This window comes from Acidocella sp. (genome assembly GCF_013044125.1).
GTDB lineage: Bacteria > Pseudomonadota > Alphaproteobacteria > Acetobacterales > Acetobacteraceae > Acidocella.
Window position 1 is genome coordinate 1 of record NZ_JABEVC010000187.1, and the last position, 15,039, is coordinate 15,039.

At 65.5% G+C, this 15,039-nt stretch carries 16 protein-coding genes; 12 read left to right on the forward strand and 4 right to left on the reverse strand.

Annotation, left to right across the window (positions count from 1 at the left end; genetic code table 11):
• The 4 genes from HKL97_RS11265 to araD form a co-directional block, all read left to right on the forward strand.
• The coding region (locus tag HKL97_RS11265; RefSeq protein WP_291425356.1) for an aldehyde dehydrogenase family protein at nt 1–641 on the forward strand (641 nt) is incomplete at its 5' end.
• 26 nt (nt 642–667) lie between these two features.
• Nucleotides 668–1,570 (forward strand): SMP-30/gluconolactonase/LRE family protein, encoded by a 903-nt coding sequence (locus HKL97_RS11270; protein WP_291425358.1) that lies wholly within the window; start codon nt 668–670, stop codon nt 1,568–1,570.
• A complete protein-coding gene (locus tag HKL97_RS11275; RefSeq protein ID WP_291425360.1) occupies nt 1,567–2,589 on the forward strand; it encodes a Gfo/Idh/MocA family protein in 1,023 nt (340 codons plus the stop codon). Before HKL97_RS11270 ends, HKL97_RS11275 begins: the two co-directional genes overlap by 4 nt.
• 21 nt (nt 2,590–2,610) lie before the next feature.
• Nucleotides 2,611–4,350 (forward strand): L-arabinonate dehydratase, encoded by a 1,740-nt coding sequence (gene araD, locus HKL97_RS11280; protein ID WP_291425361.1) that lies wholly within the window; start codon nt 2,611–2,613, stop codon nt 4,348–4,350.
• 105 nt (nt 4,351–4,455) lie between these two features.
• Here araD and HKL97_RS11285 read toward each other — a convergent pair whose 3' ends face one another.
• Nucleotides 4,456–5,508 carry a LacI family DNA-binding transcriptional regulator gene (locus tag HKL97_RS11285; protein WP_291425363.1) on the reverse strand — a complete coding sequence of 351 codons (1,053 nt, stop codon included), beginning with the start codon at nt 5,506–5,508 and terminating at the stop codon, nt 4,456–4,458.
• A 188-nt stretch (nt 5,509–5,696) separates the two neighbouring features.
• Between HKL97_RS11285 and HKL97_RS11290 the strand changes: the two genes are divergently transcribed.
• From HKL97_RS11290 to HKL97_RS11325, 8 genes are all read left to right on the forward strand, one after another.
• Nucleotides 5,697–6,596 carry a sugar phosphate isomerase/epimerase family protein gene (locus HKL97_RS11290; protein WP_291425365.1) on the forward strand — a complete coding sequence of 300 codons (900 nt, stop codon included), beginning with the start codon at nt 5,697–5,699 and terminating at the stop codon, nt 6,594–6,596.
• A gap of 41 nt (nt 6,597–6,637) precedes the next feature.
• Nucleotides 6,638–7,459: a TIM barrel protein gene (locus tag HKL97_RS11295; protein ID WP_291425367.1), complete on the forward strand. Its 822-nt coding sequence runs from the start codon at nt 6,638–6,640 to the stop codon at nt 7,457–7,459.
• Between the two features lie 32 nt (nt 7,460–7,491).
• Nucleotides 7,492–8,508, forward strand: a complete 1,017-nt coding sequence (locus tag HKL97_RS11300) for a Gfo/Idh/MocA family protein (protein WP_291425369.1) — start codon at nt 7,492–7,494, stop codon at nt 8,506–8,508.
• Between the two features lie 14 nt (nt 8,509–8,522).
• Nucleotides 8,523–9,578: a fatty acid desaturase family protein gene (locus tag HKL97_RS11305; RefSeq protein WP_291425371.1), complete on the forward strand. Its 1,056-nt coding sequence runs from the start codon at nt 8,523–8,525 to the stop codon at nt 9,576–9,578.
• Nucleotides 9,579–9,590: 12 nt separating this feature from the next.
• A complete protein-coding gene (locus HKL97_RS11310; protein ID WP_291425373.1) occupies nt 9,591–9,905 on the forward strand; it encodes a MocE family 2Fe-2S type ferredoxin in 315 nt (104 codons plus the stop codon).
• The gene (locus HKL97_RS11315; protein ID WP_291425375.1) at nt 9,905–11,149 is read left to right on the forward strand and encodes an NAD(P)/FAD-dependent oxidoreductase; all 1,245 of its coding nucleotides are present in this window, start codon (nt 9,905–9,907) and stop codon (nt 11,147–11,149) included. The genes HKL97_RS11310 and HKL97_RS11315 overlap by 1 nt, the downstream gene beginning before the upstream one ends.
• A gap of 100 nt (nt 11,150–11,249) precedes the next feature.
• Nucleotides 11,250–12,080 (forward strand): sugar phosphate isomerase/epimerase, encoded by an 831-nt coding sequence (locus HKL97_RS11320; RefSeq protein ID WP_291425377.1) that lies wholly within the window; start codon nt 11,250–11,252, stop codon nt 12,078–12,080.
• 135 nt (nt 12,081–12,215) lie between these two features.
• Nucleotides 12,216–13,409, forward strand: coding sequence for an MFS transporter (locus tag HKL97_RS11325; RefSeq protein ID WP_291425379.1), 1,194 nt, complete (start codon nt 12,216–12,218; stop codon nt 13,407–13,409).
• Between the two features lie 93 nt (nt 13,410–13,502).
• Here the strand turns inward: HKL97_RS11325 and HKL97_RS11330 are convergent, their stop codons facing one another.
• From HKL97_RS11330 to HKL97_RS11340, 3 genes are all read right to left on the reverse strand, one after another.
• Complete coding sequence (locus HKL97_RS11330; protein WP_291425381.1) at nt 13,503–14,012, reverse strand: demethoxyubiquinone hydroxylase family protein; 510 nt, start codon at nt 14,010–14,012, stop codon at nt 13,503–13,505.
• Nucleotides 14,009–14,479: a disulfide bond formation protein B gene (locus tag HKL97_RS11335; RefSeq protein ID WP_291425383.1), complete on the reverse strand. Its 471-nt coding sequence runs from the start codon at nt 14,477–14,479 to the stop codon at nt 14,009–14,011. Before HKL97_RS11335 ends, HKL97_RS11330 begins: the two co-directional genes overlap by 4 nt.
• Nucleotides 14,480–14,486: 7 nt before the next feature.
• Nucleotides 14,487–15,039 (reverse strand): AAA family ATPase (locus HKL97_RS11340; protein ID WP_291425384.1); only part of this gene is annotated, 553 nt, incomplete at its 5' end.

The following is a 15,039-nucleotide window of genomic DNA, read 5'->3' on the forward strand; positions in this document are numbered from 1 at the left end:
CCGTCGCCGTGCCGGTAGGCACCATCGCCGAGCCGCTGGTGGCGCGCATCGCGGAGCGGGCGCGGGCCTTGAAGATCGGGCCCGGCACCGACAAAGAAGCCGAAATGGGCCCCCTGGTCACCGCCGCGCATCGCGCCAAGGTCGAATCCTACATCGCGCGCGGCGAGGCGGAAGGCGCCGAGCTGGTGCTGGACGGGCGCGGCCTCACCCTGCAAGGCAACGAAGGCGGCTACTTCACCGGCCCCACGCTGTTTGATTATGTAACCCCGGACATGACCATCTACCGCGAGGAAATCTTCGGCCCCGTGCTCAGCGTCGTCCGGCGCGACAGTTTCGAAGCCGCGCTGCAACTGGTGAACGAGCATGAATTTGGCAACGGCGCCGTGATCTACACCAGCGATGGTGACTCCGCGCGCAGTTTCTCCAACGGCGTGCTGGCCGGCATGGTCGGGATCAATGTTCCCATCCCGGTGCCCATGGCGTTCCACTCCTTCGGCGGCTGGAAGCGCTCCATCTTCGGTGACCACGCCATCCATGGCCGCGAGGGCGTGCGCTTCTACACGCGCCTTAAAACCACCACCGCGCGCTGGCCGACCGGCATCCGCAAGGGCGCCGATTTCGCCATGCCGACGATGCGCTGAACCGCGAGCCGGAAGGGGGCGAGAGCATGGACATCACCTGCATCCTCGACGCGCAGGCCGGGCTGGGCGAAAGCCCGGTCTGGAGCGCGGCCGAGCAGGCGCTCTATTGGGTGGATATCATCGCCCCCAGCCTGCACCGGCTGGACCCGGCAACCGGCACCCGCCACAGCTGGCCGATGCCAAGCGCCATCGGCTGCGCGGCCCTGGCTGACGATGGCGGCTTGCTCGTGGCGCTGCGCGAGGGGGTCCATCACTTCAACCCCCGCACGGCACACCTGCGCTTCATCGCCGACCCTGAAGGCCCCACCCCCGGCAACCGCTATAATGACGGTAAAGTCGCCCCCGGCGGCCGCTTTTTTCTCGGCACCATGGACGAGGCCACGCTCTCGCGTCCCACCGGCGCGCTCTACCGCATCGATGCCGACGGGCGCGCCACACGGGTGCTGGAAGGGCTGATCGTCTCCAACGGCCTCGCCTGGTCGGCCGACGGGCGCACGATGTTCCATTCCGACAGCAAGGCGCAGAAGCTGATGCGCTACGATTACGCCCCCGCCACCGGCGCGATCTCCAACCCGCGGCTCATCGCCACACCCGGCGAGGCCGACGGCCGGCCCGATGGCGGCGCCACCGACCAGGCCGGGCTATACTGGAGTGCGGGCATCTCCGCCGGTGTGCTCAACGCCTACACGGCGGAGGGCGCGCGCGTGCAGCACATAAAGCTTCCCTGCGCCGCCCCCACCATGCCCTGCTTCGGCGGGCCGGACATGAAAACCCTCTTCATCACCTCGGCCCGGCACCATGTCGCGCCGGCCCGGCTCGAAACCACCCCCCTCTCCGGTGGCATTTTCGCCTTGCGCCTCCAGGCGCCGGGTGTTCCCATCCCCGCTTTCCCCATGGCTAACCTCCACACCACGGAATCCGCACAATGAAAAACCTTTGTCTGATCGGCCACGGCATGATGGGCATCTGGCACGCCGAGGCCCTGCGCGAATATCCTGGCGTATGCCTGCACACGGTGGTCGGGCGCGAGAGCGCGCCCACCGCCGCCTTCGCCGCGCAATACGGCTTCCGCCACGCCACCACGAGCCTCCGCGAAGCCGTGAACCAGCCCGAGATTGACGCCGTCATCATCGCCGGCCCCAGCGAGACGCACGCCGCGATGGCGATGGAAGTCATCAAGGCGGGCAAGGCGCTCCTGGTGGAAATCCCCCTCGGCATGACCCTTGCCGCCGCCGAGGCGGTGGTGGGCGCCGCCGAGCAGGCCGGGGTCATGCTCGCCGTCTCTCACCCCATGCGCTTCCGCCCGGAACGGCGCGCGCTGCTCGCGCGCGTGCAATCCGGCGAGGAAACGCCGCGCCATGTGCACGGGCGTTTCTTCATCCACCGGCTGGTCAACATCGGCGCCACCGGCATCAAGCGGCACTGGATTGACAACATCCTCTGGCACCACACCACGCATCTGCTGGATTTCGGCCTCTGGCTGCTGGGCGGCGGCGACCCCGCGGCGGCCGAGGCGCGTATCCGGCGCATCCAGAGCTTCATGCCGGGGCTGGACCCCAACACCGGCATCCCCATGGAAGTCTGCGTCCTCATCGAGACGCATGACGATCAGAGCATCCTCGCCACCGGCTCCTATTACGCGCGCGAGCGGATCTACGACACGCTCGCCGTGACCAACCGCGACAGCTACCGGCTCGACGAGCTGACCGCCACGCTGACCACCGGCGCCGGAACCGCCCCCGCCACCACCGAGCACGAAAATGCCTGGCTCATCGCGCAGGATTTCATCGCCGCCTTGAACGAAGGCCGCGCCCCCCTCGTCACCGGCCGCTCCGTGCTGCCCGTCATGCGCGTGCTGGAGCATGTGCAAAGCGAATGGGACGCACGGCACGGCGCCCGCACCATCCCCGGCCGGCCGCTCGGCCAGCTTGCCCAACCCCTGAGCTGAAACAACACAGGACACAGCCTCATGAGCCAACCGCCCAAAAAAACCTATGAAGAGCTGCGCAGCCACCGCTGGTACGGCGTGGACACCCTACGCGCCTTCGGCCACCGCTCGCGCACCAAGCAGATGGGCTTCTCGCGCAAGGATTTTGAGGGCAAACCGGTCATCGGCATCCTCAACACTTGGTCGGACATGAACTCCTGCCACAGCCACTTCCCGCAGCGCGTGGAAGAGGTGAAGCGCGGCATCTGGCAGGCGGGCGGCTTTCCCGTGGTGCTCCCGGCCATGAGCCTGGGCGAACCCTTCGTAAAGCCGACAACAATGCTCTACCGCAACTTCCTCGCCATGGAGGCCGAGGAGCTACTGCGCAGCCACCCGATTGACGGCGTGGTGCTGATGGGCGGCTGCGACAAAACCACCCCCGGCCTGCTGATGGGCGCGATCTCCATGAACATCCCGGCGATCTACTTTCCCGCCGGGCCAATGCTGCGCGGCAACTGGCGCGGCAAGGTTCTCGGCTCCGGCTCGGATGTCTGGAAGCATTGGGCCGAGCGGCGGGCCGGCAACCTGAGCGATGAGGCATGGGGCGAGCTGGAGGACGGCATCGCCCGCTCCGCCGGCACCTGCATGACCATGGGCACCGCCGCGACGATGATGACCCTGGCCGAATCCCTGGGCTTCGTGCTCCCCGGCGGCTCGTCCATCCCAGCACCTGACGCCAATCATTCCCGCCTGGCCTCGGACACGGGGCGCCGCATCGTCGAGATGGTCTGGGAGGATCTGAAACCCTCGGATATTCTCACCCTGGAATCCTTCGAGAACGCCATCGTCACCACGCTCGCCCTCTCCGGCTCCACCAACGCCATCGTCCATCTCATCGCCATGGCGCGGCGCGCCGGCATAAAGCTGGAGCTGGAAGCCTTCGACCGCCTGAGCCGCAAAATCCCCGTCCTGGCGGACATCCGCCCCACCGGGCGCTTCCTCATGGAAGATTTCTACTATGCCGGGGGCACCAGGGCGCTGCTCAGCCGCCTCAGCGAACATCTGCATCTGGGCTGCCCCACCGTGAACGGCGCCAGCCTGGGCGAGAACATCGCCGGCGCGGAAGTCTATCTCGATGACGTCATCCGCACCTGGGACAATCCCGTCGGCACCTCCGGCGGCCTTGCCGTCCTCACCGGCAATCTCGCCCCGCGCGGCGCCGTCATCAAACCTGGCGCGGCGGAGCCACGGCTCCTGAAACATCGCGGCCCCGCCGTCGTGTTCAAGAACTATAATGACATGGAAGCCCGCATTGACGATCCCGCCCTGAACGTCACCGCGGATTCAGTTCTGGTCCTGCAGGACGCCGGACCGATCGGCGCCCCCGGCATGCCCGAATGGGGCCAGCTGCCGATCCCGAAAAAACTTCTCGCCCAAGGCGTGCGCGACATGGTGCGCATCTCCGATGCCCGCATGTCGGGCACCAGCTACGGCGCCTGCGTGCTGCATATCTGCCCGGAGAGCCGGGTCGGCGGGCCGCTCGCCTTCGTCCAGGATCAGGACATCATCGAGCTCGACGTCGCACAACGCCGGCTGGAACTCTGCGTCGACGCCGCGACGCTGGAAGCCCGCCGCGCCGCCTGGGTGCCGCCCAAACCGCATTACGGGCGCGGCTTCGGCGCCCTGCACGCGCAGCATGTCACCCAGGCGGATGAAGGCTGCGACTTCGATTTTCTCGAAACCGCCCACGGCGCGCCCGTGCCAGAGCCGGAGATTCATTAGAGCGCGATCGTTTGAGGTTCGCTCAACCGAGCGAGCCGAAAACGTAAATCGCCCTCAGAAAAATGGCTAGAGCCTGATGCCTTCAGTCTTCCAGCGAGCCAACTCTCACCGCGCGATATAGCTCTCCTTACGCATGTTCTCGGGCAGATAAAGCCGGAACTCCCCCGGCCCGGCGCCGCCGGGCACAGGCACTTCCGGCGCCCTCAACACATGCTGCAACGCCATGGTCGCCTGGCCATCGGGATCCTGGTCGATCACCACATCCAGAATCCCGCTGTGCAAATACTGCCGATGATCGTCGGAGAGTTCATGCGCCACCCAGCACACCGTCCCGCCCGCCGCAAAACGGCGCAGCGCCGCCTCAATCCCCGGCGAGCCGGCCCCGGTGTTGTATATGCCCGCAATCGGCTCACCACGCCTGAACGCTTCGCTCATGGCGATGTAGCACCGGTCGGAATCATCGCTGGTCTGGCCCAGCAGCGGCGCGCACCGCAGATGCGCGAACATCTCCCCCAGCACATCGGTGCAGCCGCTCACGCGCTCAAGATGCCCGCGATAATCCGCCCGGCTGGAGAGCAACAGCACCCGCCCGGGCTTGTGGCAGAACCGCCCGAGCAGATACCCTGCGGTCCGCCCCGCCGCGTAGTTGTCAATGCCGACATATCGCGCCCCCTCCACCCCCGAGACGTTGGTCACAACCATTGCCACATGCTCGCCCCGCCCCAACGCCTCGCGCAACGCACCGCGCATCAGCGGCGTATCCGGCGCCGCGATGATCAACCCTTGCCGCGCATAGGGGCAAGTCCGCACCGCCCGGATCATCGCGGCTTCATCCTGCTCGGGAAAAGACTTCCGGTGCACGACGACACGCTTGTTGAGCAGCGGAATCGCGCGTTGCAGCGCCAGGTTGAGCCGCCGGAAAAACGGCGATCCATTGCTGGGCAACAGAATATCCAAATGGATCAACCCATGGCGCATCTCGGGCAGCACGCGCGGAATCGCCAGCTCCTTGGCCGCCGCCACCACCTTGGCACGCGCGCGCGCCGACACGCTGCCCCGCTCATTGAGCACCCGGTCCACTGTCGAGGAACTGACCCCCGCCACCGCGGCAATATCGTCAAACCGGGCGGTTTTCTTGCGTCTCGGCGATACCGCCATTGAAACCACCTTCGCATATGCCCCGCCGAATTTCCGTATTTTGACGTTTTATCGTCAAAATAGCAACTGCAATCACACCCGCCTGTCCCTACATTCCCCCCATCGCACCTGCATGCATGTTCCGGCTCACCAGCCGTCCCCGCCGGAACCGCCTGTTGGACAACACAAAATAAAGCCAGGAAACACCAATGAAGATCGCGCTCGACCCCTACATGCACCGCCATCTCAGCCTGCCTGACATTGCGCGCAAAACCGCCGATCTCGGCTACCGGCATATCGAACTCTCCCCCCGGGCTGATTTCCTGGACTGGTGGGTGATGCCGCGCGCCGATCGCGAGCGCATCGATGAATTCAAGCGCGCGATGCGCGATCACGGCGTCGAACTCGCCACCCTTCAGCCGATGTATCGCTGGTCCAGCCCCTTTGAGGACGAACGCCAGGCGGCCATCCGGTACTGGAAAAAAGCCATCGAAATCTCCGCCGAACTCGGCTGCACCACGATGATCTCGGAATTCGGCCGCGGCGCCTCGCCCGAGCGCGCCCCCACGCACATCCCCGGCCTCAACACCCCGGAATTATGCGAGGCCGCGTTCTGGCGCTCCATGGATGAACTCGTCCCCATCTTCGAGCGCGAAAAAATAACCCTCTCGGTTGAACCCCACCCGGAAGATTGGGTGGAAGACTTCAACCAGGCGCTGGACATCGTGCGCATGATCGGCTCGCCCCAGGTCAAAATATCCTACATCGCGCCGCACACGTTTTATTACGGCGAGGATATGGCCGCCATGCTGCGCCGCGCCGCGCCCTTTCTGGCGCATGTGCGCGTGGCGGACACCTTCAACCACACAGCCTCCTCGGGGTTGCGCTATATCGTCAACCCGCCCGGCGCAAAGGTGCGGGTGCACCAGCATCTTGACATCGGCCAAGGCGAAATCAACTGGGACATCTTCTTCGCAACCCTGGCCGAAACCGGCTTCGATGGCATTCTCTCCTCCTGCGTATTCGCCTGGGAAGAGCGCGCCGATGACTCCTCGCGCTTCATGCTCAGCGAAATCCAGCGCTACCTCGCCAAACACCCGCGGCGCTGAACACCTCCCCCGTTTTCACCTCAAACCGAACCGGTTCCCTCATGTCGCAAAATTTTGAATTCGCCATCAACCGCATCAGCGCCCCGCGCCTCTCATTTCCTGAATTTCTCGCCATGTGCGGGCGTCTCGGCGTCTCGGGCATCGAATTGCGCAACGACCTGAAGGGCGCCGAAATCAGCGACGGCAGCAATGCCGCGCACCTGCGCGCCACGGCCAGCGCCGCCGGCATCAAAATCCGTTCGATCAACGCGCTCTATCCCTTCGATGTCTGCGACGCCGATTTGCAGCAGCGCGCCCAGCAACTCGCCGCCTACGCACAAAAATGCGGCGCGGCCGCGCTGGTGATGTGCCCGCTCAACAGCCGCGACGATCAGCGCAGCGCCGCCACGCGCCGCACGGATCTCCTCCACGCGCTCAAAACCCTGCGGCCCATCCTGGACGATCACGGCCTCACCGGCCTGGTCGAGCCGCTCGGCTTCGAGGAGAGCGCATTGCGCCGCAAATCGGATGCCGCCGCGGCGATCTTCGAAATCTCCGGCGAGCGCACCTACCGTCTGGTGCATGACACCTTCCACCATTTCCTCGCCGGCGAGGAAGAATTCTTTCCAGAGTTGACCGGCCTGGTTCACATCTCAGGTGTCGAAGCGCCCGAACTCGCCCCGGCGCAAATGCGCGATGGCCACCGCGTGTTCGTCGGCCCGGCTGACCGCCTGGGCAACATCGCCCAGCTTCGCACCCTGCTGGCGCGCGGCTACAACGGCACAGTCTCCTTCGAGCCCTTCGCGGAGCAGATCATGCAGATGGACACAACCGAATCCCTGGTGCGTGAGAGCATGGCCTACATCCGCGCGAACCTCGCCTAACCACCCCCTTCAATCCGCTGGAGACAAAATCAATGAACCTTCAAATCGGCGTCATCGGCACCGGCGCCATCGGCCAGGACCACATCCGCAGGCTCACCCAAACGCTCTCCGGCGCCAAGGTGATCGCGGTCAACGATATCAACCCGCAGCGCGCGCGCGATACCATCGCCACCTATCAGCTTGACGCCACAACGCATGAAGACCCGCACGCCCTCATCACAGACCCGCGCGTGCAGGCCGTTCTGGTCACCTCCTGGGGCCCGACGCATGAGGAATTCGTGCTGGCCGCCATCGCCCAGGGCAAGCCCGTGTTCTGCGAGAAGCCGCTGGCCGAAACCGCCGCCGGCTGCATGCGCATTGTCAACGCCGAGCAGGCCGCCGGCCGGCGCCTGGTGCAGGTCGGCTTCATGCGCCAGTACGACAAAGGCTACAACGCCCTGCGCAACGCCCTGCGCGGCGGTGAAATCGGCGACCCGCTCATGCTGCATTGCGCGCACCGCAACCCGAGCGTGGGCGAGACCTACACAACCCCCATGGCCATCGTTGACACCCTGATCCACGAGCTGGACGTGCTGCGCTGGCTGCTCGATGACGACTACGTCAGCGCCCAGGTCGTCTACCCGCGCAAAAGCCGCCACGCCCATTCCGGCCTGGCCGATCCCCAGATCGTGCTGCTGGAAACCACGCGCGGCGCGCGCATTGATGTCGAGGTGTTCGTCAATTGCCAGTACGGCTACGACATTCAATGCACCATCGTGGGTGAAAGCGGCACCGCGAGCCTGCCGGAGCCTGCCAGCGTCCTGCTGCGTAGCAACGCGCGTTCCTCCACACGCATCCTCACCGATTGGAAAGAGCGCTTCATCGACGCCTACGACATCGAGCTCCAGGACTTCATCAACGGCGTGCAAGGCCACGGGCTCAACGGGCCAACCGCTTGGGACGGCTACGCCGCCGCCGTGGCGGCCGATGCCTGCGTGCTGGCGCAGACATCTGGCAAGGTTGAGCCCATCGCCATGGCACGGCGCCCAGCGTTTTACGCCGCGCGCTAGACGGAAACCGCACCATGCCCCAACCTGCCATCCGCGACTACAGCCTCACCGGCCCTGATGGCGCCGCCGCTGTTGAAAATGGCCGGGCCGGGGCGCAATGGTATGCAACCCCCATCGCGCGCGCGCGCATGAAGCAACTCATGCAGCGCCGCGACGCGCCGGCAATCCGCGACACGCTGATCTGGTTCGCAGCGCTCGGGCTCTCCGGCGGACTTGGCATCGCCCTCTGGGGAAGCTGGCGGGCGGTGCTGCCCTTGGCCGTATATGGCGTGCTTTATGGCTCCGCCGCGGATTCCCGCTGGCACGAAACCAGCCACGGCACCGCCTTCCGCACGCGCTGGATGAACCTCGCACTTTATCAAATCTCCTGCTTCATGATGCTGCGTGAGCCGACGGTCTGGCGCTGGAGTCATACGCGCCATCATACCGATACGCTGATCGTAGGCCGCGATCCGGAAATCTCATCCCCCCGCCCGCCGGATTTTCTGCAACTGCTGCTGAAACTGTTCGCCATCCCCGGCGGCATCAAATCGCTCCGGCATATTCTGCTGCACAGCCTGCACCGGCTAAGCCCGGAGGAGGCAACCTTCATTCCGCCGATGGAGCACCACAAGGTCTACACCCTCGCGCGCATCTGGCTCGTTATCCTCGGCGCCATCGCGGCCCTTTGCATTGCCCTGCACTCCATCCTGCCCGCCATGCTCATCGGCCTGCCCACGTTTTACGGCGCCTGGCTATCCCTCGTCTTCGGCCTTACCCAGCATGCGGGGCTGGCGGAGGATGTCACCGACCACCGGCTGAACTGCCGCACCGTGTACATGAACCCGCTGCTGCGCTTCCTGTACTGGAACATGAACTACCATGTGGAGCACCACATGTTTCCCATGGTGCCTTATCACGCGCTCAAAGCCTTGCACGCGGAAATCAAGGCTGATTGCCCCGCCCCCTACCCGTCTCTGTTCGCCGCCTACCGGGAAATCCTTCCCGCCTTGCTGCGCCAGAAACGCGACCCCTCCTATTTCGTGCCCCGCACCGCCCCGGCGCGCACCCCCGTTACCGAAGCTGCCTGAAAGAAACCCGCCATGCCGCAAATCATTGACCTGTGCGCCACCAGCGATATCGAGTTGGAAGATGTGATCCGCGTCGACCGGGAAGGCCAAAGTTTCGCCGTGTACCACGCCCCCGGCGGCAAATTCTACGTCACCAGCGGGTTGTGCACGCATGAGGCGGTGCATCTCGCCGGCGGGCTGGTGATGGGCCACATCATCGAATGCCCCAAGCATAACGGCCGCTTTGACTATCGCACCGGCGAAGCCAAAGGAGTCCCGGCCTGCGTCAACCTGCGTATTTTTCCCGTAACGCTGGCCGGCGGGCGCGTGACGATCGCACTGAGCTGATGCCGGGCATCGTCATCATCGGCGCGGGCAAGGCCGGGGCCAGCGCGGCGCTCGCCTTGCGCCAGGGCGGCTACACAGGGGCAGTCACATTGCTCGGCGCCGAGCCGCACGCCCCTTATGACCGTCCTCCTCTTTCCAAGGCCGCGCTGCTGGAAGCAGAACCTCCGTCACCCGCCTGGGTCCTCACCCCGGAGCAGGCCGCCGCGCAAAATATCAGCCTGCGCCGTGGCGCCGAGGTCACCAGCATCGCCGCCCCGGCGCGCCGGGTTCACCTCGCTGATGGCACAACCCTCGCCTACAGCAAGCTGCTGCTCGCCACCGGTGCAACGCCGCGCCAACTGCCCGGAGCGGAGGGGGTGCTGTATCTGCGCAATTACGAGGATGCACTGGCCTTGCGCACCCGTCTGGCCCCGCAATCGCATGTCGCGATTATCGGCGGGGGCTTCATCGGGCTGGAACTCGCCGCCGCCGCCCGCCAGCGCGGCGCCGCGGTCACGCTTGTCGAATCCGCGCCGCGCGTGTTGATGCGCGGCGTCCCCGCCGCCGTGGCCGCCGTCATCGCCGCGCGTCACGCGCAGGCGGGCGTGAACCTCCTGCCCGGCGTGGTCATCGCGCGCATCGCGCGGGCCGGCGCGCAACACCATCTGCACCTTGCCGATGGCCGCATCATCACCGCGGATCTCGTCATCGCCGGCATTGGCGCGGCCCCGGAAACCCGGCTCGCCGCCGCCGCGGGACTGGCACTGGATAACGGCATCGCGGTGGATGAAGGGCTGCGCACCAGCGACCCCCATATCTACGCAGCGGGGGATTGCTGCGCCTTCCCCCACCCGCTTTTTGGCGGGCGGCGCATCCGGCTGGAAGCGTGGCGCAACGCGCAGGACCAGGGTGAAGCCGTGGCACAAACCATGCTTGGCGGCACACAACCGTTCCAGGCGGTGCCCTGGTTCTGGTCAGACCAATATGATCTCTGCCTGCAGGTAACCGGACTGGCCGAACCGGACGCCCCCACCATCGCGCGGCACCTGCCCGATGGCACGGTGCTGCATTTCCAATGCGACGCGCAAGGCAGGCTCATCGCCGCGGCGGCAGCCGGGGGCATGCGTCTCGGCAAGGAGATCCGGCTCGCCGGAATGCTCATCGCCCAACGCGCCCACCCCAGCCCGGCCGCCCTCGCCGCGCCGGATGTCCCGCTCAAATCCCTGCTGATACCAATGGCCACGGCTGATGCCTCATCATCGTAGACAATTGGTGCTGCGCGCGGGGGGCTGGGCGGCCGCGCGCCAAAAATGAATCTAATGCCAGCGGGCATCCGTTATGACCTTTGATATCAGAGCCTGAAACATGCAAAAGCTCCTCGTTTTTCAATCGCTTTGGGGCATGGAGCGGTTGAAGGACCGCGCCAGCGGCCTCTCCCCCGCCGCCGCCATTGCAGCCGTGGCAGCCGCCGGCTTTGATGGCGTCACCCATCATTTCGAGGACGCGGCGGTCGTCGCACCGCTCGCCGCCTTGCGCGCCGAACATGGGCTGGGGGCGGAGGGCCAGTGTTTTCCCGCCAGCATCGAGGCGCTGAAACCCGCGGTCGAGCTCGCCAGCCGCTATGGCGCGCATCACCTCACCATCCAGGCGGATGTGCGCCCGCGCACGTTTTCCGAGAGCGTGCGCATCCTGGAGGGCTGGCTGCGCATCGCCGAGCAATCCGCGGTGCCGGTCTATCTTGAAACCCACCGCGGCCGGCTGAACAACGATATGCTGGTGATGCTCGATCTGCTCGGCGCAGTGCCGAACCTGCGCCTGCTCGCCGATCTTTCGCACTATGTGGTGGCGCGTGAGTTTCCGCTCCCGCCGCTCCCCGGCGAAATCGAGACCCAGGTGCAAACCATATTAAACCGCTCCTGGGCCGCGCATGGGCGCGTGGCTTCACCCGGCCAGGTCCAGGTCGAAATCTCTTTCCCGCAGCACCAGCCCATGCTGGCGCAGTTTTGCGCGTGGTGGACCTATCTGATGCGCAGCTGGAAGGCGCGCGCCGGAGAGGATGAGCAATTCTGCTTCACCTGTGAGCTTGGCCCCGCGCCATACGCAATCTCCGGCCCCGACGGGCAGGACCAGACAGACCGCTGGAGCGAAGCCCTGCAACTGCGCGCCATTGCCCGGCAATGCTGGGCCGCGGCCTGAATCCACCGGCCGCGCCGCGCAAATGTCTCTTGTCTGGCATGTAAAAATTCAACCTCCCGCGCCCAACTTCCCCCTGCTACGCTTCGCTGCACCGCACAATCAGCCAGGCCACGCCCTGCACGGAGATTTCTCAATTTGTTATCCCTCCCCATCCTGGCCCTGGCCATCGCATCCTTTGGCATCGGTACAACTGAATTCGTGATCATGGGCCTGCTGCCCAACGTCGCGCATGACCTCAACGTCACCGTCCCCATGGCCGGCTATCTGGTCTCCGGCTACGCGCTGGGCGTGGTTGTCGGCGCCCCGCTGGTTGCAATGGCGACCAGCCGCATGCCCCGCAAAACAGCCCTCTTGAGCCTCATGGCCATTTTCATCATCGGCAACATCGGCTGCGCCCTGGCGCCAAACTACAATTTTCTGCTGGCCGCCCGCGTGGTAACGGCCTTCGCGCACGGCGCGTTTTTTGGCATCGGCGCCGTGGTCGCGCGCGATCTGGTGGCGCGCGAGCAGCGCGCGCAGGCCGTGGCGCTCATGTTCACCGGGCTGAAACTGGCCAACGTGCTGGGCGTGCCGCTCGGCACGGCGCTGGGGCAGGCAGCGGGCTGGCGCATGGCGTTCTGGGCCGTGGTCCTCATCGGCGCCGGCGCAATGGCCGCAATCTGGGCCTTCATCCCCTCAGGGATTCCCGGGTCGCGCAACCGGCTCGCCCAGGAATTCCGCACCATGGGACGCTGGCCCGTCCTGCTGCCCATGCTCGTCTCCACCATCGCCGCCATCAGCCTGTTCAGCGTTTTCACCTACATCACCCCTTACCTGGAGCAGGTCACGGGCTTATCTCCTCGCAGCGTCACCGCCGCGTTGCTCACAATCGGCCTGGGCCTCACCGCCGGCAATCTCATCGGCGGCCGCCTGGCGGATCGCAGCCTGATCAAAACCGTCATCGGCAGCTTCACCGGGCTGGTCTTCATCCTGGCCCTCATGTGGCTGGTCGGCGCGAACGAACCGGCGATGATCGCCGTTTTGGCGGTCTGGGGGGCGCTGGCCTTCGCCTTGGTCTCGCCATTGCAGACCTGGGTGGTCGAATCGGCGACCGGCGCGCCAAACTTGGCCTCCACCCTCAACCAGGGCGCCTTCAATCTTGGCAACGCCCTGGGCGCAGGGCTTGGCGGCGCCGCCCTTACCGCGGGCATGAGCTATGCGCGGCTTCCCCTCGTCGGCGCGGGCATCGCAGCACTCGGCCTGGCCCTTGTGGTGGCATCGCGCACCAGACCCGCCCAGCTTGCCGAGGCACAAGCCAGCCCTTGCCTGGCCTGCCCCTCGTGCGACTGAGGCTCACATCATCCGCCTGTAATTTATAACGGCAGAAGGCGATTCAGACTTCAAATTGGCCCGCAAAGCAGGTCAATCTGAAGTCATCCCGCTCTAAACCCGCTCGCTCAGCTTAATCGCCACGCGGCAGCCGGTTTTAATCAGCGCCGTCAGCAACCGGTATCCCGGCGCCTGCTCCGCCCCGTTCGCCAGGCCGATATCGCGATGCGCCAGCTCCTCGGCGCGGAACGTGGCAATCGTCTCGCGCAACGCCGCCTCCCGCTCGCCCAGCGCCGCCTCCTGCCCGGCGTAATGCGCGTCTATCACTTCTTCCACCGCCACCGTACAGGCCATCGCCGCCTTTTCCCCCAGCGCCGCCGTGGCCGCCCCCAGGGCGAAGCCCGCAACATGCCAGAACGGCAGCAGCGCGGTCGGGCGCACCCGGCGCGCGGGAATCATCTCAGCAAAACGCTCCAAATGTTCCATCTCCTGCGCCTGCATATGCTCTATCACCGGCCCCTGCGCGCCACGCCCCAGCACTGCCAGCTGCCCGGCATAAATCCGCGCCGCGCCGTATTCCCCGGCATGGTCCACCCGGATGAACCGCTTCACCTGCGCGCTCATTTAAACTTCCTTGGTTTTTTCAGCACATAAACCAGCAGCGCCGTGGCAAACAGCAGCGCCCCGCAAAAATCCATCATCGCCATGGATACAGGCAAATGCGCGATCAGATACACCGGCTTGTCGCAAGGCGTTGCCGGCACCATCGGCAACGCCGCGCCTGGCGTGAGAATTCCGTTGCACTCAGGCAACGGCGAGGCCCACCAGCCAAACTCCACCCCCACATGCAGCCCGGCGATCAACACATCCCCGATCATCGCCAGCGCCGCCAGCCCCAGCAGCACCCGCGCGCCGCCCCGGCGCAGCAACACCGCCAGCAACCCCAGCACCACCACAATGCGATAAGGCCAGCGCTCCCACAGGCAGAGTTCGCACGGTGTCAGCAGCAGCACATATTGCGCGAAATACGCGACCCCCAGCGCACCCAGGGCCACAAGGGCGGCCAGCGCGCCCGCGATACGATATCTCATCAAACGCTCACAGAATAAACCGGCTTAAATCGCCCTTGGCAGCCAGCGGCGCGACCTTCTCGTTCACATAGGCCGCATCCACCACCACGCTCTCTCCCGCGCGGTCAGTCGCGGAGAAGCTGATCTCCTCCAGCAATTTCTCAATCACCGTGGCCAGCCGCCGCGCCCCGATATTCTCCACCCGATCGTTGATATCAAACGCCAGCGAGGCCAGCGCATCCACCGCATCATCGGCAAACGTCAAATTCACGCCCTCTGTGTTCAGCAGCGCTGTATACTGCTTCAGCAGCGAATGCTCAGGCTCGGTGAGAATCCGCCTGAAATCCTCCCGCGAGAGCGAGGAGAGCTCCACCCGTATCGGCAACCGCCCCTGCAACTCAGGCAACAAATCCGCCGGCTTGGCGACATGAAAAGCCCCCGAGGCGATGAAGAGAATATAATCCGTTTTGATCGGCCCGTATTTGGTGGAAACCGTGGTCCCCTCGATCAACGGCAGCAAATCGCGCTGCACGTCCTCGTTCGACACATCCCCGCCCCTAAACCCACCCTCGGTCTTGGCG